Source organism: Dickeya aquatica, from assembly GCF_900095885.1.
GTDB lineage: Bacteria > Pseudomonadota > Gammaproteobacteria > Enterobacterales > Enterobacteriaceae > Dickeya > Dickeya aquatica.
This window is the reverse complement of the sequence record NZ_LT615367.1, coordinates 119,348-143,269: the sequence shown is the minus strand read 5'-3', so window position 1 is coordinate 143,269 and position 23,922 is coordinate 119,348. Positions and strand designations below refer to the sequence as shown.

Annotated in this window: 18 protein-coding genes; 8 read left to right on the top strand and 10 right to left on the bottom strand. The window is 54.5% G+C overall.

The window, feature by feature from the left end:
- The 3 genes from ugpE to ugpB form a co-directional block, all read right to left on the bottom strand.
- Positions 1 to 849, bottom strand: coding sequence for a sn-glycerol-3-phosphate ABC transporter permease UgpE (ugpE, locus tag DAQ1742_RS00600; protein ID WP_035346414.1), 849 nt, complete (start codon positions 847 to 849; stop codon positions 1 to 3).
- Positions 850 to 875: 26 nt separating this feature from the next.
- Positions 876 to 1,763 (bottom strand): sn-glycerol-3-phosphate ABC transporter permease UgpA, encoded by an 888-nt coding sequence (gene ugpA / locus DAQ1742_RS00595; RefSeq protein WP_035345053.1) that lies wholly within the window; start codon positions 1,761 to 1,763, stop codon positions 876 to 878.
- Between the two features lie 65 nt (positions 1,764 to 1,828).
- Positions 1,829 to 3,148 carry a sn-glycerol-3-phosphate ABC transporter substrate-binding protein UgpB gene (ugpB, locus tag DAQ1742_RS00590; RefSeq protein ID WP_067487384.1) on the bottom strand — a complete coding sequence of 440 codons (1,320 nt, stop codon included), beginning with the start codon at positions 3,146 to 3,148 and terminating at the stop codon, positions 1,829 to 1,831.
- A 989-nt stretch (positions 3,149 to 4,137) separates the two neighbouring features.
- On the opposite strand from ugpB, the gene DAQ1742_RS00585 reads away from it, so the two are divergent.
- Complete coding sequence (locus DAQ1742_RS00585; RefSeq protein ID WP_035345061.1) at positions 4,138 to 5,817, top strand: methyl-accepting chemotaxis protein; 1,680 nt, start codon at positions 4,138 to 4,140, stop codon at positions 5,815 to 5,817.
- Between the two features lie 490 nt (positions 5,818 to 6,307).
- Complete coding sequence (locus tag DAQ1742_RS00580; RefSeq protein WP_067487387.1) at positions 6,308 to 7,933, top strand: methyl-accepting chemotaxis protein; 1,626 nt, start codon at positions 6,308 to 6,310, stop codon at positions 7,931 to 7,933.
- 51 nt (positions 7,934 to 7,984) lie between these two features.
- On the opposite strand, the gene DAQ1742_RS00575 is transcribed toward DAQ1742_RS00580, so the two are convergent.
- Positions 7,985 to 8,875, bottom strand: coding sequence for a hypothetical protein (locus DAQ1742_RS00575; protein ID WP_035345066.1), 891 nt, complete (start codon positions 8,873 to 8,875; stop codon positions 7,985 to 7,987).
- Positions 8,876 to 9,497: 622 nt separating this feature from the next.
- On the opposite strand from DAQ1742_RS00575, the gene DAQ1742_RS00570 reads away from it, so the two are divergent.
- Together DAQ1742_RS00570 and DAQ1742_RS00565 are read left to right on the top strand one after the other, a co-directional pair.
- Positions 9,498 to 11,195, top strand: coding sequence for a methyl-accepting chemotaxis protein (locus tag DAQ1742_RS00570; protein ID WP_035345068.1), 1,698 nt, complete (start codon positions 9,498 to 9,500; stop codon positions 11,193 to 11,195).
- Between the two features lie 574 nt (positions 11,196 to 11,769).
- Positions 11,770 to 13,413 (top strand): methyl-accepting chemotaxis protein, encoded by a 1,644-nt coding sequence (locus DAQ1742_RS00565; protein ID WP_035345071.1) that lies wholly within the window; start codon positions 11,770 to 11,772, stop codon positions 13,411 to 13,413.
- 126 nt (positions 13,414 to 13,539) lie between these two features.
- Here DAQ1742_RS00565 and DAQ1742_RS00560 read toward each other — a convergent pair whose 3' ends face one another.
- A complete protein-coding gene (locus DAQ1742_RS00560) occupies positions 13,540 to 14,454 on the bottom strand; it encodes a LysR family transcriptional regulator (protein WP_035345073.1) in 915 nt (304 codons plus the stop codon).
- Between the two features lie 588 nt (positions 14,455 to 15,042).
- Between DAQ1742_RS00560 and DAQ1742_RS00555 the strand changes: the two genes are divergently transcribed.
- The 4 genes from DAQ1742_RS00555 (at position 15,043) to DAQ1742_RS00540 (ending at position 18,863) form a co-directional block, all read left to right on the top strand.
- On the top strand, positions 15,043 to 16,338 hold the full coding sequence (locus DAQ1742_RS00555; protein WP_035345077.1) for an MFS transporter: 1,296 nt from the start codon (positions 15,043 to 15,045) through the stop codon (positions 16,336 to 16,338).
- A 102-nt stretch (positions 16,339 to 16,440) separates the two neighbouring features.
- Positions 16,441 to 17,301, top strand: coding sequence for a L(+)-tartrate dehydratase subunit alpha (gene ttdA, locus DAQ1742_RS00550; RefSeq protein WP_035346417.1), 861 nt, complete (start codon positions 16,441 to 16,443; stop codon positions 17,299 to 17,301).
- Positions 17,295 to 17,906 (top strand): L(+)-tartrate dehydratase subunit beta, encoded by a 612-nt coding sequence (gene ttdB, locus DAQ1742_RS00545; protein WP_197731766.1) that lies wholly within the window; start codon positions 17,295 to 17,297, stop codon positions 17,904 to 17,906. Before ttdA ends, ttdB begins: the two co-directional genes overlap by 7 nt.
- Positions 17,907 to 17,978: 72 nt before the next feature.
- Complete coding sequence (locus DAQ1742_RS00540) at positions 17,979 to 18,863, top strand: fumarylacetoacetate hydrolase family protein (RefSeq protein WP_035345083.1); 885 nt, start codon at positions 17,979 to 17,981, stop codon at positions 18,861 to 18,863.
- A 46-nt stretch (positions 18,864 to 18,909) separates the two neighbouring features.
- Here DAQ1742_RS00540 and DAQ1742_RS00535 read toward each other — a convergent pair whose 3' ends face one another.
- The 5 genes from DAQ1742_RS00535 to livH form a co-directional block, all read right to left on the bottom strand.
- The gene (locus tag DAQ1742_RS00535; RefSeq protein WP_035345086.1) at positions 18,910 to 20,094 is read right to left on the bottom strand and encodes an aminotransferase-like domain-containing protein; all 1,185 of its coding nucleotides are present in this window, start codon (positions 20,092 to 20,094) and stop codon (positions 18,910 to 18,912) included.
- 84 nt (positions 20,095 to 20,178) lie between these two features.
- The gene (livF, locus tag DAQ1742_RS00530; protein WP_035345088.1) at positions 20,179 to 20,880 is read right to left on the bottom strand and encodes a high-affinity branched-chain amino acid ABC transporter ATP-binding protein LivF; all 702 of its coding nucleotides are present in this window, start codon (positions 20,878 to 20,880) and stop codon (positions 20,179 to 20,181) included.
- A 6-nt stretch (positions 20,881 to 20,886) separates the two neighbouring features.
- Positions 20,887 to 21,654 (bottom strand): high-affinity branched-chain amino acid ABC transporter ATP-binding protein LivG, encoded by a 768-nt coding sequence (livG, locus tag DAQ1742_RS00525; RefSeq protein WP_035345091.1) that lies wholly within the window; start codon positions 21,652 to 21,654, stop codon positions 20,887 to 20,889.
- Complete coding sequence (locus DAQ1742_RS00520) at positions 21,651 to 22,925, bottom strand: high-affinity branched-chain amino acid ABC transporter permease LivM (RefSeq protein ID WP_035345093.1); 1,275 nt, start codon at positions 22,923 to 22,925, stop codon at positions 21,651 to 21,653. The genes livG and DAQ1742_RS00520 overlap by 4 nt, the downstream gene beginning before the upstream one ends.
- On the bottom strand, positions 22,922 to 23,848 hold the full coding sequence (gene livH / locus DAQ1742_RS00515) for a high-affinity branched-chain amino acid ABC transporter permease LivH (protein WP_035345095.1): 927 nt from the start codon (positions 23,846 to 23,848) through the stop codon (positions 22,922 to 22,924). Before livH ends, DAQ1742_RS00520 begins: the two co-directional genes overlap by 4 nt.
- Positions 23,849 to 23,922: the final 74 nt, after the last annotated feature.

The window sequence follows — 23,922 nt, the reverse complement described above, 5'->3', positions numbered from 1 at the left end:
TTATTTCTCACTATCAACCAGACCGCGAACAAACCAGCGTTGCATCAGCAACACCACCAACAACGGCGGCAGCATCGTCATCAGCATCGCCGCCATCACCTGATGCCAGGGTGTTGCGGTGTCGCCGGTGGCAATCATGCTCTGAATGCCCGCCACCGCCGTGCCCAGATGCGGGTCGTTGACAATGAGCAGCGGCCACAGATATTGGTTCCAGCCGTAAATAAAGGTGATGACAAACAGCGCCGCCAGATTGGTTTTGGACAGCGGCAGCACCATGTCAAAGAAAAAGCGCATCGGGCTGGCACCGTCGATACGTGCCGCCTCCAGCAGTTCGTCCGGCAGCGTCATAAAAAACTGACGAAACAGGAACGTGGCCGTGGCAGACGCCATCACCGGCAGCGTCAGGCCAACGTAACTGTTGGTCATATTGAGATGGGAAATCACCTCGACCGTTGGAAATATGCGCACTTCTACCGGTAGCATCAGGGTGGCGAAAATCATCCAAAAGAACAGGTTACGGCACGGAAAACGGAAATAAACGATGGCAAAAGCCGATAACATCGAGACGCTGATTTTGCCGATGGTGATCGCCAGCGCCATCACAAAACTGTTAAACAACATCAGGCCGAACGGTGCGCTGTTGTTGTCACCCACGCCGTGCTGCCAGATGTAGATAATGTTTTCCCACAGGTGGCCGCCGGGAATAAGCGACATTGGCACCTGCGACATCTGCTGCTGGCTCATGGTCGCGGCGATGAAGGCCACATACAGTGGGAATAGCACCACCACAATGGCGACCACCAGCGTGACGTGACTGAAGATATCCAGCCCGCGACGGTTTTCGATCATGCGGCTCCCGGTCATTGCAAATCGGGTCATTGGTAATTCACCTTACGCTCGACAAAACGGAACTGGATAACCGTCAACACCGTCACCACCAGCATCAGCACCACCGACTGCGCCGCCGAACTGGAGAGATCAAGACCGGCAAACCCTTCGCGATAGATTTTGTAGATCAACGTGGTCGTCGCCTGCACTGGCCCGCCGCCGGTGGCAGCGTCAATCACCGGGAAGGTATCAAAGAAGGCGTAAGTCAGGTTAACCACCAGCAGGAAGAAGCTCACCGGCGAAATCAGCGGCAGCACCAGATTGAAAAAACGGCGCACCGGCCCGGCACCGTCAATTGCCGCCGCTTCCACCAGTGAGCGGGGAATGGACTGCAACGCAGCGAGAAAAAACAGAAAATTGTAGCTAATTTGCTTCCACACCGAGGCCAGCACCACCAGAAACATCGCCTGACCGCTGTGCTGAGCGTGGTTCCAGTCGTAGCCCCACTGATGCAACAGCCAGGTAATCAGCCCAAGGCCGGGGTTGAACAGAAACATCCACAGCACCGCTGCCACGGCGGGCGCGACGGCGTAGGGCAAAATCAGCAACGTCTGGTACAGGCGGCTAAAACGCAGGGTGTAATCCACCAGGGCTGCCAGAAACAGTGACACCAGCAACCCGGAGGTCGCCACCAGCACGCTGAACAGCAGCGTGGTATAAAACGAGCCGAGGTAGTAACCGTCGTGGAACAGATTGATAAAGTTATCCAGCCCGACAAACTGACTGGACAAGCCGAAGGGATCAACGCTTTGCAGTGAATACCAGAGCGCCTGCCCGGCAGGCCAGATAAAGAAAATGATCGTGATAGCCAGTTGCGGCAGCACCAACAGGTAGGGCAACAGGCTGCGGCCAAAAACAGGACGGGAAGCAGTCATGCACATCGTTCTCGGAAAACAGGGTTCTGACAGGAGAGGCCGAATCCTTTCGGCCCGCAAGGCGATTACTTGTTGGCTTGCTCGAAGCGACGCAGCAGCGCATTACCACGCTCAACCGCTGTATCCAGCGCTTGCTGCGGGGTCTTCTTACCCGTCCAGACACTTTCCAGCTCTTCGTCCACGATGGTGCGGATCTGCGGCATATTGCCCAGACGTAGCCCCTTGGTAAACGGCAGCGGCGCTTTGTTCAGCATCTGGCGCGTGGCGATATCAGAACCGGGGTTTTTGTCATAGAAGCCCTGCTGTTTGGTCAGCTCATAAGCCGCCGTGGTGATAGGCAGATAACCGGTCTTCTGGTGCCATTCGGCAGCAATTTCCGGCGCAGACAGGAATTGCATGAACTCTGCCACCCCTTTGTAGGTCGCGGCATCTTTGCCGCTCATCACCCACAGGCTGGCCCCGCCGATAATGGCGTTTTGCGGCGCACCTTGCACCTCGGCGTCATACGGCATCATGGCCACGCCGTAATTGAATTTGGCGTACTGACGGATATTGGCCAGCGAGCCGGATGAGGCGGTGGTTATGGCGCAATCACCGTTATAGAACTTCTCGGTCGGTTCATCTTTACGGCCAAAATAGGTGAAATCACCCTTCTTGTTCATCTCTTCCAGCATCTGAATATGCTTGATCTGAACCGGTTTATTGAACTCCAGCACCGCATCAAGGCCGTCGAAGCCGTTGTTTTTACTGGCGATCGGCAGGCCATGCCAGGCGCTGAAGTTTTCAATCTGAATCCAGCCCTGCCAGCCGCTGGCGTAGCCGCACTTCATACCCGACGCACGCAGTTTGGCGGTGTACTCGGCCATCTGTTGCCAGGTTTTCGGCGGCTGCTCCGGGTCAAGACCCGCTTTTTTGAACGCATCTTTGTTGTAGTACATCACCGGCGTCGAGCTATTAAACGGCTGTGACAACAGGTGGCCGGTTTTCGCATCAGAGTAATAGCCGGAAACCGTTGGAACAAACACGCTCTCGTCATACGGGATGCCCGCGTCTTTAAACACCTGATAGACCGGTTTAATCGCCTTGCTGGACATCATGGTCGCCGTACCGACTTCGTACACCTGCAAAATGGCTGGCGCATTGCCGCTACGAAACGCCGCGATACCCGCCGCCAGGCTCTGCTCATAGTTGCCTTTATATACCGGCACAATTTTGACATCGCTGTGCGTCTGGTTGAAACGGTCAGCCAGAGAGTTAACGGTCTTACCCAGTTCACCTTCCATCGAATGCCAGAACGGAATTTCGGTAACCGCCTGTGCCTGAGCGCTGGCGGCTAACGCCATAATGACAATGGCGGCGGTTTTACGGATAGCGTGCTGAAACATGCTGTCTCCTGAGATAGTGTTAGGCTTGGGCGCGTATATTTGAGCGAAAAAGCGCATTTTATGTTCGGCAGGTAACATGACATGCTCGGATGACAGAAAAATAACTGCATCATGACAGCCAGATGACACCGGCAGACGATAGCCTTCACCACCTGAGCCACGCAGCCATGGAAAAAATCATTATTCTTTTTCTTTTCAGCGGGTTAATTGGCAGCAGAGCTGCAATATAAAAAAGGGCATAACCGCGAAAGGAGATAACGGCGCTGCGTTCAGTCAGCACTCAACACCGTTGGTAAGGCGATATAACACGACCTAAAACCATAAATGAAAAAAGAGTCTGTGACACAGCATATATTTTCACACGGTGATCACCCTGAAAAAAACAGAAATTATCCTCGGGAGTAACGTGCTTATATTCCGCGATTAAAATAATACCCTCTCAATATAGTCATGTGCGTTAGTCTGTCTCTAAGGAATATCCGAGAGAAAAATGCGCGCTCCGCCACACATTTTTCAAGGCTTATGGCATTTTTAACCGGTGGTATATCGCGTTATTCTGATGTGTAAAAATCAGCACTACCGCACTGATTTATCTGATATTGCCCTGTACGCTACAGGACCCCCCCTCGCGGCAGGCACGGCCCATGCCCGTCGCCGACAAAAACCTTTTTATTTGACGGTAAGCACATTATATTTGAAAAATAACCACATAATACTTAACCTATTCCATCAAAATTATCGTGTTTATTATTTGAGGCACCGATTCTGGTTAATGAAATATTTTATATCGTCATGTTATCTGTTTTCATAAAACCATTATCACTCTATATGTTCTGCAACGAAAAATCATTCACAGGAGATTTATCGAACAACCCCAATAAATATTCACAAGAAACAGAATTAACTCAAATTATAAACAGATAGAACTACTTTACCTCTTGGACGAGGTCTCGAATGAACGCATGGAATACACGACGTTAAGGAAATCTATGAACGCGCTAAAGAAAATGAAACTGGGCACCATGCTAAGTGCCGGATTCGCTCTGGTTATCGTGATTGGCCTGCTGGTCGCAACATTTGGCCGGCTCCAGTTATTAGGCCTCGGAGACGACATCGACCATCTTTCCGGTACGACCCTCACGAACATGATGCTCATTCAAGAGGCCAAGACCGGCTTCGATACCAACTCCCGCCTGGTTCGTAACATCGCACTCAGTAACGACGTCGGGCGTATTGCCAGCGAAAAACAGCAGATAGACCGGCAAATTGCCCGTAACACCGAGGTACTCAAGCAGTTATCAGAACGGCTGGACACCCCGGAAACGCGCGATCAGCTCAACCAGTTGACACTGGCTCGCCCGGCCTACCTGCAAGCGTTCAATAAAGCCGTCGCCCTTGGCATGTCAGCCGACTCAGAGCAGCGTAATCAGGCCCGTGAGTTGATTCTCAACGAGATGCAAACGGCACAAAATGGCGTGTTCAAAGCGCTCGACAACATGCTCGATTTCCAGAAAACAGTCACCATGAACGTGGTGAGCAGCTCCATGCAGGACGCCCGTTCAAACGGCACTATCATGCTGGCACTGGCGCTGGTGGCCGCGGTGCTCGGCGCACTGACCGCATGGCTGATTACTCGTACCGTCAAAGGTCAATTGGGCGGTGAACCGGCCTATGCGGCCACCGTGGCCCAGCAGATTGCCGATGGTCATCTCTCTTTCCCCGTTGAATTGCAGACAGGCGACCGTCATAGCGTGCTGGCCGCGATGAACGAAATGCGGGCGAAGCTCGAGCAAATCGTCAGTCAGGTGCGCCAGAGCAGCGAGTCCATCGCCACCGGTGCCGGTGAAATTGCCGCAGGCAGTACCGATTTGAGTCAGCGCACCGAAGAGCAGGCCGCCAGCTTGCAGCAGACTGCGGCCTCAATGGAGCAAATGAGCCAGACCATTCGCCTGAACGGGGATACCGTCAAAACCGCGACCGAACTGGCGCAATCTGCCAGCGCCACCGCGGCCAAAGGCGGTGATGCGGTCAACAACATTGTGCGCACCATGGAGGAGATCTCCAGCAGTTCGCACAAAATCAGCGATATTATTGGCGTCATTGACGGCATTGCGTTTCAGACCAATATTCTGGCACTGAATGCGGCGGTGGAAGCCGCACGCGCCGGTGAGCAGGGCCGGGGGTTTGCCGTGGTTGCCGGAGAAGTGCGCTCGTTGGCCCAGCGCTCAGCCTCCGCGGCCAAAGAAATTAAAGAGCTTATCAATACCAGCGTGGAGAAAGTGGAAACCGGCTCCATGCTGGTAGACGAAGCGGGTACAACCATTAATGAACTGGTGCGTCAGGCACGCCGGGTAGCCGACCTGATAGGGGAAATTGGCGTCACCACCCATGAACAAGGCTCGGGTATCTCGCAAATTAATGATGCCGTCAACCAGCTTGACCAGGTGACACAGCAAAACGCCGCGCTGGTAGAAGAATCCGCCAGTGCCGCGGATAGCCTGAGCGATCAGGCCGTGCGGCTGGTGGAATTGATGAGCATGTTCAAGATTAAACACGCCGGTAATGATTTCTCATCGTTGCCCTCCCAGCCCGCCTCAACGGCGAAAAGACCGGCCGCGCCCAAACTCGCACTGGCCACCAGCAGCAGCAATAACTGGGAACAGTTCTAGTCAACGCGTTACCCCCACAGTCGCCGTCTTTCGGCGGTGGCTGTGGGGCTCTGCACCGCTGCCCCTCTCCTGCTATCCCTTGACATAGCGAATACCTATTACTCAACCCGCACTATTTTGGTTATTTATAACCTGGATCGTGAATTTCCCGGCCAGGTATACGATGAATACACGCGCCGGAAAGCATACATCAGTCAGTTAACATCTGATTGATCGTTAACGTAATGCGGTATCGCTATGTGCTGTATGTCGCGTGGTGCACAACCGCAGTGTCGGGACTGATGCACACAACCTGCCTGTCCCCCACAAGAGGGCGAGCCCGCGAAGAGGTTGCCCGACAGTGAATCGCGCGGGTGCTGATGACCCCGCAGAATTCGCTAACACCACTCGGCTGCCATCACACATGACGATGCATGACGAGCGTACCGCCAATAAATGCATAACGGATTTATGCCATCGGGATCATTACCTCAACCGCTTAGGGGGACATATGGCTCTTTTCAGGAACGTTCGACTTTCCACCCGGCTGAATGCCGGTTTCGCATGGGTGATAGTAATTGGTTTTCTGATTGCGCTGTTCGGCCAGTTCCAGTTAAGCCGACTCAGTACCTCCATGCAGTTACTTTCAACATCCCATGTGGTCATGCTGTTGCAACTGGAGAAAGTCAAAGATCACGTCAACGACGCCGCTCGCCGGGTACGTAATATCGCGTTATTGAACGATAAAACACAGCGCGAGCAAGAGCGCCAGCAACTGGAATCGGTGAATGGCAGCATGACCCGGCTGATAACGCAGCTCAGGCAGGCTGATAATGCCCCGGAAATGCAAACGTTTCTCCAGCAACTAGAGCAGTTCCGCCCCGCCTATAACGAAGCCATGAAAAATGCGGTTGACGCCGGGATGGAAGGGCATCCGGTGCAGGCGCGCAACATCATCGTGGCTGACCTGCAAAAAGCACAGGAAGGGATTTTTATCACACTGGAGAAGATGATTGACTACCAGTCATCACAGACGCTGGCCATGACCCATCATGCCGAACGGCAGGCCACGCAATCGGGCTGGCTGATGCTGACACTGGCACTGATAAGCAGCATTATCGGCATCGCTACGGCAAGCTACCTGAGCCGTTATATCCGCCGCCAGTTGGGAGGAGAGTCGCAATATGCCGCACACATCGCCCAACAGGTGGCACAGGGTAATCTGGCCGTTGAGGTGGCACGGGCACGCCACGACAACCAGAGCCTGCTGTCCTCGATGCAGGTGATGTGTGACAGCCTGGGGCAAATTGTCAGCCAGGTGCGCCAGAGCAGCGAATCCATCGCCTCCGGTTCACAGCAAATTGCCAGCGGCAATGCCGATTTAAGCAGCCGTACCGAACAGCAGGCCGCCAGCCTGCAACAAACGGCGGCCTCCATGGAGCAAATCAGCCAGACCATCCGGCAGAATGGCGATACCGTGCGCGAAGCCGCCCAGCTTGCCAGCGCTGCCAGCACCACCGCCGCCAAAGGCAATGACGTGGTGAGCGATGTGATTCGTACCATGGCAGACATCACCACCAGTTCGCGCAAAATCGGCGATATCATCAGCGTTATTGACGGCATTGCGTTTCAGACCAATATTCTGGCACTGAATGCGGCGGTAGAAGCCGCCCGCGCCGGTGAGCAAGGCCGGGGGTTTGCCGTGGTTGCCGGGGAAGTCCGTTCGCTGGCCCAGCGCTCGGCCTCGGCAGCTCGGGAGATCAAAGCACTGATCACTGAAAGCATGGAAAAAGTGGAAAGCGGCGCGCAACTGGTCGGTAACGCCGGTAATACCATGACCGATATCGTCACTCAGGCACACCACGTTGCTGAGCTCATTCGGGAAATTGGCGTAACGACAACCGAGCAGGAATCCGGCATCGGCCAGATTCACAACGCCATCAGCCAGCTTGACCGGGTCACTCAGCAAAACGCGGCGCTGGTGGAACAATCCGCCAATGCCGCCGACAGCCTGAACGCTCAGGCCAGCCATATGTTGCAGTTGATGAACATGTTCGTGCTCGCCAGCCATACGCACCAGCCTCATCACTTTGCTGAGGACAACAGCGCGTTGCGCCTGGCCCTGGCATCACGCTAGCGCTTGCGCCCGTCGCGTTACACTGGCGCGTAGCCACGCTGCGCGCCTGACTCACACCTGCACATCTATCGAAACATGACCCACAGACCCCGCCGCCGCATCAACGCGGATATCCGCTCCGCCGGCTGTCATGTCCATCGACTGAACGGTCTTCTCGGTATCCGCGATTGCCCGGTCTATCTCCTGAATCGTCTTATGGGCTTGCTGGTCGCCGTGTTTACTCGCGTTTTTCACCATCGCAACCAGCGATTTCAGCTCACGAACCGCTTCCTGTACCGATTTCGCATCCGCCCGATGCTGCGATGAGCCATTATCCCGTTCAGTAAATGCCGCCACGATGTTCTGCAATTGCTCCGCGGCCTGCGCCAGCGCGTCACCCTCGCCTTTTGCCGCCGAGGCGGTATCAGCGGCCTGCTCCCCTTCACTACCGGATTCAGCAGACGCGCTCGCCCCCGGTGCCGTCGCGCCAGCCTGCGCCGAGGTCGCACCTTGCATCACGCCAGACGCATTTTCCCCTCCGCTCATGCCCGCAACACCCCCGCCAGCCGCGCCGCTACCACTGCCCTCGCTCAATGTTTTCGCGGCCTGCCCCAGCTCTCTGGCCAACTGGCGGATCTCGCTCAGCAGGCCAGGAGGCACCGACTGCCCGGCCAGAGACATCACCATCATCTTCAGCATCTGGATACGTTGCTTGATTTGTTCAACACGCGAGCGAGCCAGATCTTGCCTGGCGTTATTAAGCTGATTCATGTTGGCGCGCATCGCAGCATCAAACTGTTTACGCACCTCGTTGCTGAATTGCACCATCACAGACGTGAGTGACGGCGGCTCAGACGTCTCGGTGTCTGTGCTGGCGGGAGCCGGGCGGGAGTCGCTATCGGCTCGGGTATTCTGTACGGCGATCCCCGTAGCAGACCGGTTGAAAGAAAGAGGAGAAGTCATTCGAAGTCCTGTGCGATACCTGTCAGGTTCCATCAGCGAAAATCAAGCCGCAGGCATTAGCGCTCGCCATCCGGCAGAATTTTTCTGACACACATTGAAACATAACGGCAATCCTGCCGACCTCTTTAGACCACGCACAGACACGAACCGCTCAATTCTGTTCGCATGTCACATAACGCCATGATATTAAGGTGAAATATAAAATATATCGTGGCAGAAAATTCTGGCGGTTCGCCATGCCATGCGCGGCGATCTCGCTGCAACAATGTGACGACCACACCAATACAGAGTGATAACAATATTTTTAATCAATGGAAAAAATACACATCATCATTAAATCGATAATCACGCAGAAAATTGTTATTTAAATTACCATCTCATTTATTCCCGGGAAATAACCAGAGTTATTAAAAATAAATAACCGACCAGCGATAAATTATCACGTCTTAAGATATAACCAAGACTCATCGATTATATTAATCGTGAAATCGCAGGCAACCCCACCGCTTACATTAAGTGATTGCGCCTGAATGATTGTTGTTATCTGATTTTGATACACGCAGCCTTTTATGCCATCAGCATGATGAGTCATCGAATTAACACAGCCTTTAGAGGATAAGACATGAACATTCTCAAAAACATGAAACTGGCCACCATGCTCGGCACAGGTTTCGCCATCGTATTGATTATTAGCTTTTTTGTCTCCACCTATGGCCAATTTCAGTTACGCCAGCAAAGTAACAATATAAATAATTTGGCAAATGACCAAATAGAAGGTTTATTGCTCATTCAAGAGCTGAAAGATAATTTAAATGTTATCGCCATCTCCGTTCGCAACCTGACATTATTCACCACACCCGATCAGGTCACGCAAGAGAAACAACAGATTACCAAAACCATTACGCGCAATAGCGAAATTCTCAAACGTCTGGATGAATTAGCCCACACCAGTAAAGAAAAAGCGCTATTCGATGGAATTAATCAGGCGCGCCCGGCCAGCCTCGCCGCCACACAAAAAGCCATTGCGCTGAGCCAGGATAATAAGCTGGATGAGGCCAAAAACACCATTATGAACGAGGTGAGGCCTGCTCAGGAGGCTTATTTTAAAGCCATCAACAACATGGTGATCTACCAGAAGGGCGATACCCAGAATTCAGCAGATGAAGCCAGCCAGTCAGCACAAGCCTCCGGGCTGTTAATGCTGGTACTCACCGTAACCTCAACCGTACTCGGCGTGGCGATTGCCTGGTTGATTACCCGCAGAATTAAAGGCTTACTTGGCGGCGAACCGGCTTATGCCTCTGATATCGCAAGGCAAATTTCCGCAGGCAATCTGGCTATCCATGTGGAACTCCGCCCGGGCGATGACACCAGCCTGCTTGCTGCTATGAACGAAATGCGTGTCGGACTGAGTAACATGGTGCAGCAGGTGCATGACAGCAGCGCCTCCATCTCGACCGGCTCGAGTGAAATTGCCATCGGCAGCAACGACCTGAGCCGTCGCACTGAGGAACAGGCCGCCAGCGTGCAGGAAACAGCCGCTTCCATGGAGCAAATCAGCCAAACCATCCGGCAAAATGGCGATACCGTACGTGAAGCGGCCCAGCTTGCGGGCACCGCCAGCCAGACCGCCGCCAAAGGCAATGATGTGGTACGTGATGTCATTAACACGATGGGCGATATCAGCACCAGTTCGCGCAAGATTGGCGATATCATCACCGTCATTGACGGCATCGCGTTTCAGACCAACATTCTGGCGCTCAACGCGGCGGTAGAAGCAGCACGGGCAGGCGAACAAGGCCGTGGTTTTGCGGTCGTTGCAGGGGAAGTGCGCTCGCTGGCCCAGCGCTCGGCCTCGGCAGCGCGTGAAATTAAAGAACTGATTACCACCAGCATGGAGAAAGTGGAAAGCGGTTCACAGCTGGTTTCCCACGCCGGTGAAACCATGAGTGATATCGTCACTCAGGCCCAGCACGTCGCTAACCTGATTGGCGAAATCGGCGTCACGACCCAGGAACAGGAATCGGGTATTGCACAAATTAATCAAGCCATTACCCAGCTCGACAGCGTGACCCAGCAAAATGCCGCGCTGGTGGAAGAATCAGCCAGTGCCGCAGACAGCCTGAACGATCAGGCCGCGAAACTGGTTGAATTGATGAGCGTGTTTAACATCGGGCAGGCCACGGTAGCACCGGCATCACAGCCCGTCGCCCGTAAAACGGCAGCCCCCGCCAGCCGCAAAACCGCGCCGAAGCTGGCCCCGGCCAAGGTGGCACTGGCAGGCGGGCGCGCCCATCATGGCGACTGGGAAACCTTCTAAGCCTCACGCGCCCTGCCGTCGAAAGAGGCAGGGCGCACCTGACCGTATAAAAATATTTATGATTTAAAATCAAATAAATAAAGATAATTTTATCACTTTATTATCGGTATTTGACGTTCCCTCTGCGCTCTTTTTCTCTCCCGATTAGACAAATCGCCATTCTCCACACATAGTTAAATTGTCAGCCGAAGAGACAAGCATCACGGAAGAAAATCCCGCCTAACGGCATCCATCAGGATGACACCCTACGCTGATCCCCACATTTTTTGCCTTCCATCGTGTAATCACGCATGTGATGGCCAAACACCAGTAAGCGCTTATTCAACAAGCGTGGCAGCAAGTATGTGACCGTGTTTTTTATCACGGACAACACCTTATTTCTTACTCTCAGAGCCATTCCATAAATAGTGGCTTCGGGGCGGTGTTCTCTGTGAAAAAGCCAGCCTCGGCCGAGGCTGATATAAAAAACAGGGTGAACGTTAACGGGTATACCGGCATCTGCACTCCGTTGCGCTGACGTCATACACCTTTTCATTCTGGCTCAGACCGTTGCATCACACAGGCAGGGGATTTTATGAACAAATTTAATAATATGAAATTGAGCACCATGCTGGGCTCCAGCTTCGCCATTGTCATTCTTATTGGCTTTATCGTTGCCGGATTCGGCCGCATACAGCTTTGGCAGTTAACCGGCAATATCAAAGAGTTATCTGATAATCGCGTGCCTAAACTTATCATGATGGAGACCTATCAAAGCAACATCATGACCGTGACTAACGCTGCACGCGATTTAGTGTTGTCATCTGACCCTGTACAGAAGCAGGCGGAAAAACAGCGGATTGATGAGGCGGTTGCCAGCAGTACAGCCCTGCTTCAGCGCTACAGCGCCGTCACAGTCTCATCCGAAGCGAAAACGCTATTAAAAGCGCTGGAAGATGCACGGCCAGCCGCCATCGCCGCGCTGAAAAAAGTGATTGATCTTGGCCTAGCTAATCGCACTGAAGAAGCCAAAAGCGTGATCCTCAACGACTTTAAACCAGCACAAGTTAAGCTTATGGAAGCAATCGACGACATCATTATTTATCAGAAGAATAAGACCAATGAGTTAGCTGCCGGTTCGGTCGATCTGGCCGGTGACTCCGGCAATATCATGTTTATGCTAACCATCATGGCGCTGGTGCTGGGCAGCCTCATTGCCTGGTTTATTACCCGACAGGTCAAAGGCAAACTCGGTGGTGAACCGGCTGAAGCGGCGTATATCGCACAGCAAATTGCACAAGGCAACCTGGCCATCAACATCGCGCTCAAAGAAAACGACACCCACAGCGTGCTGGCCGCCATTGAGGTGATGCGCCAAAACCTGTGCCACATCGTCGATCAGGTACGCCAGAGCAGCCAATCCATCGCCCTGGGCTCAAGTGAAATCGCCAGCGGCACCAGCGATTTAAGCCAGCGCACCGAGGAACAAGCCGCCAGTCTGCAACAAACTGCCGCCTCGATGGAGCAAATCAGTAATGCGGTCAGTCATAATGTGGAAATCGTCAAACACGTCACGGAACTGGCCAATACCGCCACCCGGACGGCGCAAAACGGCAACGAAGTCTTTCATCATGTTGTTACCATGATGAACGACATCAGCAGCAGCTCGCAGAGAATCGTCGATATCATTCAACTCATTGACAGCATTGCCTTTCAAACCAACATTCTGGCGTTGAACGCCGGTGTGGAAGCCGCTCGTGCCGGTGAAGAGGGCAAAGGGTTTGCGGTGGTTGCAAGCGAAGTGCGATCGCTGGCACAGCACTCCGCCAGTGCCGCACACGACATCAAAACCCTGATCACCGCCAGTGTGCAAAAAATTGCCTCGGGTGCCGATCTCGTCACCCATGCGGGCAGCACCATGGAGGATATTCTGGAGCAAACCCGTCAGGTTGCGCAGTTGATCAATGAAATCAGCATCTCAACCAGTGAACAGCAACTGGGGATTTCACAAATCAACACCGCCGTTGCCCAGCTTGATCAGGTCACGCATCAGAACGCCGCCCTGGTACAGGAATCGGCCACGGCGACAGATAGCCTGAGTGGCCAGGCAGCACACCTGGTTGATTTGATTAAAGTGTTTGTCGTCGAAGACATGATTTCCCGTCAACGGCTTGATATGGCAGCCCAAAACGCGCTGGTCGGCCTGGAAAACCGCCGTCATCAGGCCATCATGCATTGAAGGCGGGGAATAGATTGAATGCAGGGAACCCATCAGGTTGCCCGGTCGCGGCTTTCCCCCTTGATGGCGGGTTAAACCGCAACGGCAACCTGAAATTTAGCCACTGCCCGGATAAGCCGCGACCATTCAGAACTGGCGCGCTATCTGTGGCAGTTCCCGCTCCAGAATCGCCAGCATCGCATCGCGTGCGCTATCCCGTCCCTGACTCATCCAGGCCGCTGCCAGCGGCAACCCATTGCAGGAAGAGTCATTCTGGCGACGAATAGGAATAAAACGCACATTCGGCACCGACATACGCGACACCCAGCGCGGCATGATCGCCCCACCTACCTCAGCTGCCACCATATTAATAATGGTCTGTTTCTCATCGGCTTTTTGCACAACGTAAGGTTTCAGGCCCGCCTCAACAAACAAATTCATCGTCAGATCATGGCTGTGCGGGCGTGAGCGCCGTTCAGGCACAATCAGCGGCAAAGCGGCCAGTTCGTGAATACTCACGTCCTGACGACTCGCCAGCTCATGATGCCGGGCAATCGCCAGCACCACGTTTTCGTACAACAGAAATCGCATCGTCATCCACGGATCGCACTGCGGTGGCGGGCGAATAAAAATCAAATCCAGCCGACCCGATTTCAGCCTCGGTAACAGACGAGAGCTTTTATCCTCATAAATCTGTACATCAATTTCCGGGTGTACCTGACGAAAAATAGGCAGCAAATGCGGCACCAGGCCGATAGCCGCACTGTCAATCGCCCCCAGCCGCAGGGTGCTGGCATTCAGCCGCCCCTGGCTGCGAAAGCGTGCCGCCAGCGCATCGGCGCTCGCCAGCAACACCCGGCCTTCTTCCAGCAGCGTTTGTCCATCCGGCGTGAGCGCCACATTGCGGGTGGAGCGAATAAACAGCCGTGTCCCCAGCCCCTCTTCCAGCAGGCGAATGTGCCGCCCGAGCGCGGAAGGCAGCATGTCCAGCCGCTGGGCGGCATGGCCGAAATGCAGGGTTTCCGCCACAGCAATAAAACAGCGCAGTTGGTTAAGCTCCATTGTCTTCCTCTGGCGATTATACCCGTCATCCTTCAAGTTGCAGATGCGTTGGCTTCATTACTCGACCCATCCTTGGGCCTCGCCCTTTCAGGGCCGCAGCGAGCTGCGTTCAAATCTGCTCCCGGCAGATTTGTCACTCACCCCAGTCACTTACTTAAGTAAGCTCCTGGGGACTCACTCGGTTGCCGCCTTCCTGCAACTCGAATTATTTTGGGTATATGTGAAAAATTTGCATAAATCATAACGCTGTTTTTTTTCTGAACAACCGGAAGGCCATGTTGTTTGCGTTATAGCTGATCTTTATCACAGAATGGGAAACATCGTTTCTCAGTATCTGGTAACGGTATTTTCTAATAACCGCAGAAATAGCGACACCGGTCACAATAAAAACCACCGCAATATTGATTGCGATCATTTTTCACTTTCCGCTTTTTCTACCTCTGCGAATTATACAAATTATTTATATAAACGCAGAGGGATGATCAAAAACACCGCTGACCGCATAGTTCTCCTGCCTGTTTATCTCACAGTCATCGTCTTGCCCGACGTTATTTCTTCTTACCCTGCTTTATTAATCTGGAACGCAAAATGAAAAAAGACATTGAGCGAGAAACTCTCAAAAAAATAACCTGGCGAATAGTGCCTTTTGTGATGTTCGCATATTTTATCGCTTTCTTTGATCGCATTAATATTGGCTTTGCCGCACTCACCATGAATCAGGATCTGGGCTTTTCCTCTACCGTATTTGGAATTGGCGCAGGCATGTTTTTTATTGGTTATTTTTTTACTGATGTTCCCTCGAATATTATTCTGCAAAAAGTTGGCCCGCGTATCTGGCTGGCACGCATCATGATAAGCTGGGGCATTGTCGCGGCTTGCATGATATCAGTCAAAACCGTGACCGGCTTTTATATTCTGCGCTTTTTCCTTGGCGTGGCTGAGGCCGGGTTCTTCTCTGGCATCATTCTTTATCTCAGCACCTGGTTCCCTTCCAAACGCCGTGCGCAGGTCATCGCCTTTTTCATGGCCGCAGCGCCTATTTCTTCCATGCTGGGCTCACCGCTGGCGGGCACTATTCTCAGCTTCCATGGAATAATGGGACTAACCGGCTGGCAGTTCATGTTTTTAATGGATTCCGCTGCGGCGATTTTACTGGGTATTTTCACTTTCTTTTATCTGAATGATAAACCGGAAAAAAACACCTGGTTAAATCAGGAACAAACACAATGGCTGACCACCACGCTGCAAGAAGAAAAAGCGGCCAGAAGCAGTGAAACCAAAACCAGCGCACTGAAAGGGTTGACGGATATTCGCGTATTAACCTTAGCACTGGTTTATTTCGGCACTTCCGCTGGGTTGTATTCATTAAATATCTGGTCACCGCAATTTATTAAATCTTTCGGTTTAACCACGCTGCAAATTGGCTTTATTAATGCGATTCCGGCAGCGATTGCTGTTGTCACCATGATTTTCTGGGCCCGCCATTCAGATGCCACCCGTGAGCGCACCTGGCATGTGGTCAGCGCCTGTGTGCTGGCAAGCCTCGGCTTCGTGCTGGCCGGTTCGGTGCATTCACTGGGCCTTGCCATGCTGGCGCTGGTGCTGGCGAGCATCGGTATCTACTCCTGCAAACCGCCGTTGTGGAGCATCCCGTCACTGTTTTTATCCGGCCCGGCAGCGGCCGCTGGCCTGGCTGCGATTAACTCTATCGGCAATTTGGGCGGCTTTTTCGGCCCGGCCGTCATCGGCTGGCTAAAAGAGAAAACCGGTGATTTCTCGCTCGCACTCTACGCCATTGCCGGTTTGCTGCTGCTCTCGGCACTGCTGACGCTGCTGATTGAAGTCAACCGCAAACGTAAGGTCATGAAAACGTCGCTGGCCTGATGCCATCGCACCCTTACCACATTTTTAGAGGCCTGCCCCATTAGGCTCTTACACCCGGAGGTTATTGTGAATACTGAATCCATATCGGAACTGATTGATGTCATGACCCGCTTTACCGGCTATGTCGGTAAACGGCTCCCGACCGATGTCATCAAAAAGCTCGACGAGCTGCGCGCGAAAGAAGACAGCCCGCTGGCGAAAGTGGTCTACGACTCGATGTTCGAAAACCAGAAACAGGCAGACAAGCTTGACCGCCCCTGCTGCCAGGACACCGGCGTTATTCAATATTTTATTACGGTTGGCGCGCGCTTCCCGTTCCTCGGTGATTTGGAACATGTGTTACAGCAGGCGACGCTGGAAGCCACTAAAAAATCGCCGCTGCGCCACAATGCGGTAGAAACCTTTATCGAGAAAAATACCGGCACCAACACCGGCTCACGCATTCCGTGGCTGGACTGGGAAATTATCCCTGACGACGACCACTGCACCATTGAAGTGTATATGGCCGGTGGCGGCTGCTCACTGCCGGGTGCCGCCAAAGTGCTGATGCCGGGCCAGGGCTACGAAGGCGTTAACCAGTTTGTCTTTGATGTGATTACCTCTTACGGCGTGAACGCCTGCCCGCCGCTGCTGGTCGGCGTGGGCGTGTCCACCTCGGTGGAAACCGCCGCCCGCCTGTCGAAAAAGGCCATTCTGCGCCCGGTTGACTCCTCACACCCGAACGCCGATGCCGCCAAAATGGAAAAACTGCTGGAAGACGGCCTGAATCAGGTCGGTATTGGGCCGCAGGGTCTTGGTGGTGCGTCATCCGTCATGGGGGTCAACATTGAGTCTTCCGCACGCCACCCGTCCACCATCGGCGTTGCCGTTTCTACCGGTTGCTGGGCTCACCGTCGCGGCGCTATCCGTTTCAGTGCCGATTTATCCTATGAAATCCTGTCTCACGAAGGTGCCGTATTATGAAAAAAATCCTGACCACGCCCATCAAAGATGAAGATTTGGCGGATCTGAACATTGGCGATGTGGTGTACCTGACGGGCACCTTAGTCACCTGCCGCGATGTGGCGCATCGCCGCCTGATTGAACTGGGACGTGAACTGCCGGTCGATCTCAAAGGCGGTGCCATCCTGCACGCAGGCCCGATTGTGGTGGAAAAAGAAGACGGCAGCTTCGACATGATTTCCATCGGCCCGACCACCAGTATGCGCATGGAGAAATTCGAAAAAGAGTTTATCGAACAGACCGGCGTGAAGCTGATTGTCGGCAAAGGCGGCATGGGGCCAAACACCGAAGCCGGTTGCCAGCAATTCAAGGCGGTACACGCGGTGTTCCCCGGCGGCTGTGCGGTGCTGGCGGCCACCTGTGTCGAGGAAATCGAAGATGCCCAGTGGCGCGATCTGGGTATGCCGGAAACGCTGTGGGTTAACCGGGTGAAGGTCTTCGGCCCGTTAATCATCTCTATCGACACCCACGGCAACAACCTGTTTGAGCAAAATAAGGCGACCTATAACGAGCGTAAAGTGCCGATCATCGCCGACATCAACGAACAGATCCGCTTTATCAAATAACAACCCGCACCGGCTGGCGATGCGCGATAAACCTGAGCCCATCGCCCCGGTGTTTAGCAATGGAACACACGTATGAAACTGGCGAGTTTTATCAACCCGCAAAGCGGTGCGAAAACCTTCGGCATGGTAAACGGTAACGGGCTTATCGACCTGGGCCGCCGTCTGTCCGGGCGCTTTAGCGATCTGGGCTCCTTGCTGCGGGCCGATGGGCTGACCGGCCTGCCTCAACACAGCGGGGCCGATTTTTTCCTCGATGAAGTGACCTATCTGCCGGTCATTGAACGGCCGTCAAAAATCCTGTGCGTCGGCATGAATTACATGGAAAAACGCATCGAATTTGAACAAACCACTGATGCGCCGACGCTGTTTATCCGCTTTGCCGACACCCTGAGCGGCCATCAGCAACCGCTGCTAAAACCGCACTCCACCAACGAATTTGACTACGAAGGCGAACTGGCGGTGATCATCGGCAAACACGCTGACAACGTTAGCCGCGAAACGGCATTATCGGTGGTGGCAGGTTACAGTTGCTTTATGGACGGCTCGGTACGCGACATGCAGTACACCTGGTTCACTTCCGGTAAAAACTGGCGTCACACCGGTGGCTTTGGCCCCTGGATGGTCACGGCCGATGAGATAGGCGACCCGCAACAACTGGCCATCAGCACCTACCTGAACGGCAACCAGGTACAAAATGACCACACCGGCAACATGGTGCGATCCGTGGCGGAATTAATTGAGTACATTTCCCGGTTTACCCCGCTGTCGCCCGGCGATGTGATTATCACCGGCTCACCGGGTGGGGTAGGTAAAAAGCGCACGCCGCCGCTGTTTATGCGCGAAGGCGATGTGGTGGAAGTGGAAATCAGCGGCATTGGCCGGCTGGTGAACCGTATCGCCACCTCGCAGCCTGCCAGCAGCAGCCAGGCACACCGCCCGGAACCTTGCGCCGTCTGACTAACCGCTGCCGGATGGCAGCAGTTATTATCGGTGACACCGCTCGTTACAGCGCGCGGCGCAGGCGGGCCACTGCCTCATGCATCTGCGCTTCGGTGGCGGTCGCAAACGACAGGCGCAGCGTTGAGCGATCCGGCGTATCGGCGAAGAAAAACTCGCCGGGCACGAACACCACGCCCTGCGCCAGCGTTTTTTCCAGCCAGGCGGTGGTATCGAACGGTTGGCGGAAACGCGCCCACAGGAACATGCCGCCTTTCGGCTGGTTAAAGCTCATCACATCGCCCAGCTCATGCGCCACCAGTTCCGACAACAGCTCGCCTTTGCGGCGATACGCCTGACGAATTTTGTCAATCTGCGCCGGTAAGCGCCCGGTTTCCAGATAGTATTCAACGATAGTCTGAGACAGCGAACTGGCGTGAAGATCGGCCGCCTGCTTAATAATGGCCACTTTATGTACCAGCCACTCAGGCAAAATCGCCCAGCCCAGACGCAGTCCCGGTGCCAGAATTTTAGAAAACGATGAGGTATAGACCACGCGGTCGGCCTGCCCGGCCTCTTTAGCCAGTTGATAAAGGGTGGCATGGCGCGCTTCGGTAAAACGCAGCTCACCGTAGGGATCATCTTCCACAATCAGGAAGTCGTGACGGGCAGCCAGCGCCACCAGTTGACGACGACGCGCTTCGCTCAGGGTGACGCCGCTCGGGTTGCCGAAATTCGGCACCAGATAAACGCCCTTGATACGGGTGGTTTCCAGCAGTGCAGCCAGCTCATCGACCACCATGCCGTCTTCATCGGACGATACCGACATCACCTGCGCTTCCGCCAGCTCCAGCGTTTGCAGTGCCGCCAGATAGGTCGGGCGCTCCACCACAAAGATATCCTGCGGGTTGGCGGTGGCGCGCATCACCAGATCCAGCGCCTGCTGGGAACCCGCCGTCACCACAATGTCCTGCGCCTGCGTGTCAACGCCACGCAGCGCACACAGCTCAGCGATACGCTCACGCAGCAACGGGCTGCCTTCAGTCAGGCCATACTGAAACGCCGATTTCGGCTGTTCGGTGATCGCCCGCTGGGTCGCTTCATTGAGTCCCTGGAAATCAAATAACACGTCAGAAGGAATGCCGCCCGCCAACGAAATCACGCCGTCCATTTTGCTGTGTTTTAGCAATTCACGAATCGCGGAGCTTTTCAGGCGCGCCATACGCTGCGCCAGTAACCCATTCGTTGACATGTCGAATCTCACTTATTTTTAACAAGATAATAGAAAAACGGGCCGGTAGAACCCGGCCCGATAAGGTGTCACATGAACAGTAATTTAACCACCAAGATAGGCAGAACGCACGGCTTCGTTAGCTAACAAAGCGTCTCCGGTATCTTCCAGCACCACATGACCGTTCTCCAGCACGTAACCGCGATCGGCCAGGCGCAAGGCCTGATTCGCGTTCTGCTCCACCAGAAAGATGGTCATGCCCTCTTCGCGCAACTGCGCAATGGTGTCAAAAATCTGCAAAATAATGATCGGTGCCAGCCCCAGCGAAGGTTCGTCCAGCAACAGCAAACGCGGCTGGCTCATCAACGCCCGGCCGATGGCCAGCATCTGCTGTTCACCGCCGGACATGGTGCCCGCGCGCTGGGCGCGGCGTTCATGCAAACGCGGGAACAGGTCGTAGACGCGCGCAATACGCTCCTGATACTGCTCACGGCTGGCAAAAAAGCCGCCCATCGCCAGATTCTCTTCCACCGTCATGCGGGAAAACACGCGACGGCCTTCCGGCACGATGGCAATCGCCTCACGCATAATGCGTGCTGTTTGCCAGTCGGTGATGTCTTTGCCGTCAAAAACAATTGACCCTTCAGAAGCGCGCGGCTCGCCGCACAGCGTGCCGAGCAGCGTGGTTTTACCCGCGCCGTTGGCACCAATCAGCGTCACGATTTCACCCTGATTAATGTGCAGACTGACCTGATGCAGCGCCTGAATTTTGCCGTAATGGGCAGAAACCTGATTCAATGACAACATAGCGTTTTATCCTTCACCCAGATATGCGCGGATAACATCCGGGTTGTTGCGAATTTCAGCCGGAGTGCCGTTCGCCAGCGGCGTACCCTGATTGACCACATAGATACGATCAGAGATCCCCATCACCAGCTTCATATCATGCTCAATCAGCAGCACTGACACCCGATGGTTGTCGCGCAAATCGAGGATCAATGCATTGAGCTCATCGGTTTCTTTCGGGTTCAGCCCGGCAGCCGGCTCATCGAGCATCAGCAATTCCGGGCGCGTCACCATGCAGCGGGCAATTTCCAGACGGCGCTGCTGGCCATAGGCCAGATTACCGGCCTGACGGTTGGCCAGTTCCAGCAACCCGACGCGCTCCAGCCAGACGGCGGCGCGTTGTTGCGCATCCGCCTCGGCACGACGAAACGCCGGTGTTTTGAGCAAACCGGCAAAGACTCCGCTTTTCAGGTGCTGATGTTGCGCCACCAGCAGGTTCTCAATCACCGTCATTTCACGGAACAGGCGCACATGCTGGAAGGTACGCACCACACCCATACGGGCAATCTGCTGCCCCGGCAAGCCTTCCAGATGCTGGTCGCGCAGCACAATGGTGCCACCGGTCGGGCGATAAAAGCCGGTCAGGCAGTTAAATACCGTGGTTTTACCGGCACCGTTCGGGCCTATCAGCGAGACGATTTCCCCCTGATGCAAATCCAGCTCAACGTTATTCACCGCCAGCAGGCCGCCAAAGCGCATCATCAGGCCCCGGACTGACAATAATGGCTGACTCATGCCTGCTCTTCCTTCTTCTTAATCTGTAGCTTCATCTGCGGGCGCTGCATCGGGAGTAACCCTTGTGGCCGCCAGATCATCATCAGCACCATCAGGGCACCCAGCACCAGCATGCTGTATTCGTTCAGATCACGCATCAGCTCGCGTGACACTACCAGCAGGATGGCCGCCAGGATCACCGCAAACTGCGAGCCCATCCCGCCCAGCACCACAATCGCCAGCACAAATGCCGATTCGACGAAGGTGAAGGATTCCGGGCTGACAAACCCCTGACGGGCGGCAAACAGCGTACCGGCAAACCCGGCAAACGCCGCGCTGATGGTAAAGGCCGTCAGCTTGATTTTGGTCGGGCTCAGGCCGAGCGAACGACAGGCGATTTCATCTTCACGCAGCGCTTCCCAGGCGCGGCCGAGCGGCATACGCAGCAGACGGTTAATCACAAACAGCGTCAACAGCACCAGCAGCAGCGCCACCATGTAGAGGAAAATAATGCGGTCGCTGGGGTCATAGCTCAGGCCAAAGAAGTGATGGAACGTGTCCCAACCGCCTTCGCGCGGCGCACGGTTAAATTCCAGGCCAAAAAAGGTCGGTTTCGGGATCTGGCTGATACCGTTCGGGCCGCCGGTAAAACTGGTGTTATTGAGCAGCAAAATACGCACAATTTCGCCAAAACCCAGCGTTACAATCGCCAGATAGTCACCGCGCAAGCGCAGTACCGGGAACCCGAGCAGGAAGCCGGACAGCGCCGCCGTCAGCCCCGCCAGCGGCAGGCACTGCCAGAAACCCAGCCCGTAATAGTGGCTGAGCAGCGCATAGGTGTACGCACCAATGGCGTAAAAACCGCCGTAGCCCAGCACCAGCAAGCCAGACAGCCCCACCACCACGTTCAGGCCAAGGCCCAGCATGATATAAATCATGGTCAGCGTGGCGATATCTACCGTGCCGCGCGACACCACGAACGGCCAGATAATCGCAACGGCAATCAACGCCAGCGCCAGCCACTTCTGACGAGGTGTGCTGCCATCAAATCCTGGCAGAACAAAACCGGGGCCAGAGAGTTTCTTCGCACCACGGGCAAGCATCGGGCGCAGCAGTTGAAAGAAAAACACCAGCACGCAAGCGGCGATAATCCACATCCAGCGCACTTTCTCCGCGCCGTGCACCACCAGACGAGTGCCGTCCAGACTCAGTTGCATCCCCATCAGGAATGTCGCCAGCACCAGCAGCACCAGCGCGGATACAACGGCATTAACCAGCGTATGCAGTTTCATACCTTCTCCACCTCCGGTCGGCCCAGAATCCCGGTCGGCATCACTAACAGCACGCCAATCAGTAACGCGAAGGAGACCACATCTTTATATTCCGTGCTGAGGTAGGCAGACGTCAGCGACTCGGCAATCCCCAGAATCAAACCGCCGATCATCGCCCCCGGAATACTGCCGATGCCGCCCAGTACCGCGGCGGTAAACGCTTTCATCCCGGCCATAAAACCGATGTAGGGGTTAATCACGCCATAGAACTGACCTAACAGCACCCCGGCTACCGCTGCCATGACCGCGCCGATAACGAAGGTCAGCGAAATAACGCGATCGGTACTGATACCGAGCAGGCTGGCCATTTTCAGGTCTTCCGCACAGGCGCGACAGGCGCGGCCCATACGGGAATAACGGATGAACAGCGTCAGCGCCAGCATCGCCAGGAAGGTGACAATCCAGATAGTGAGCTGCATGGCAGAGAGCGTGGCAGCAAAGCCGTTGCTTTCACCCAACACCCACTGGCCGTGAATCAGGCTTGGCAGCGCCACATCGCGCGACCCCTGCGTCAGGCTGACGTAGTTTTGCAGGAAAATCGACATACCAATGGCGGAAATCAACGCGATCAGTCGCTTAGAGCTGCGCACCGGTTTATAGGCCACGCGTTCGATGCTCCAGCCATAAGCGCTGGAAATCACCACAGCGGCAATAAACGCCACGCTTATCAGCAACCAACTGGTGTCAATGCCCATCATCATCAACGCGGCAATCACGATGAAAGAGACATAACTACCGATCATGTACACCTCGCCGTGGGCGAAGTTAATCATGCCGATAATGCCGTAAACCATGGTGTAACCAATCGCAATCAGCGCGTAAGTGCTGCCCAACGTCACGCCGTTGAACATTTGCTGAAGGAAATAGAGGAACTGCTCGGACATACCTTAACCTTAGACATTGCCCCCGCAACCTCACGGCTACAGGGGCATAGGTATAGAGAGTAATACAGCGGGTT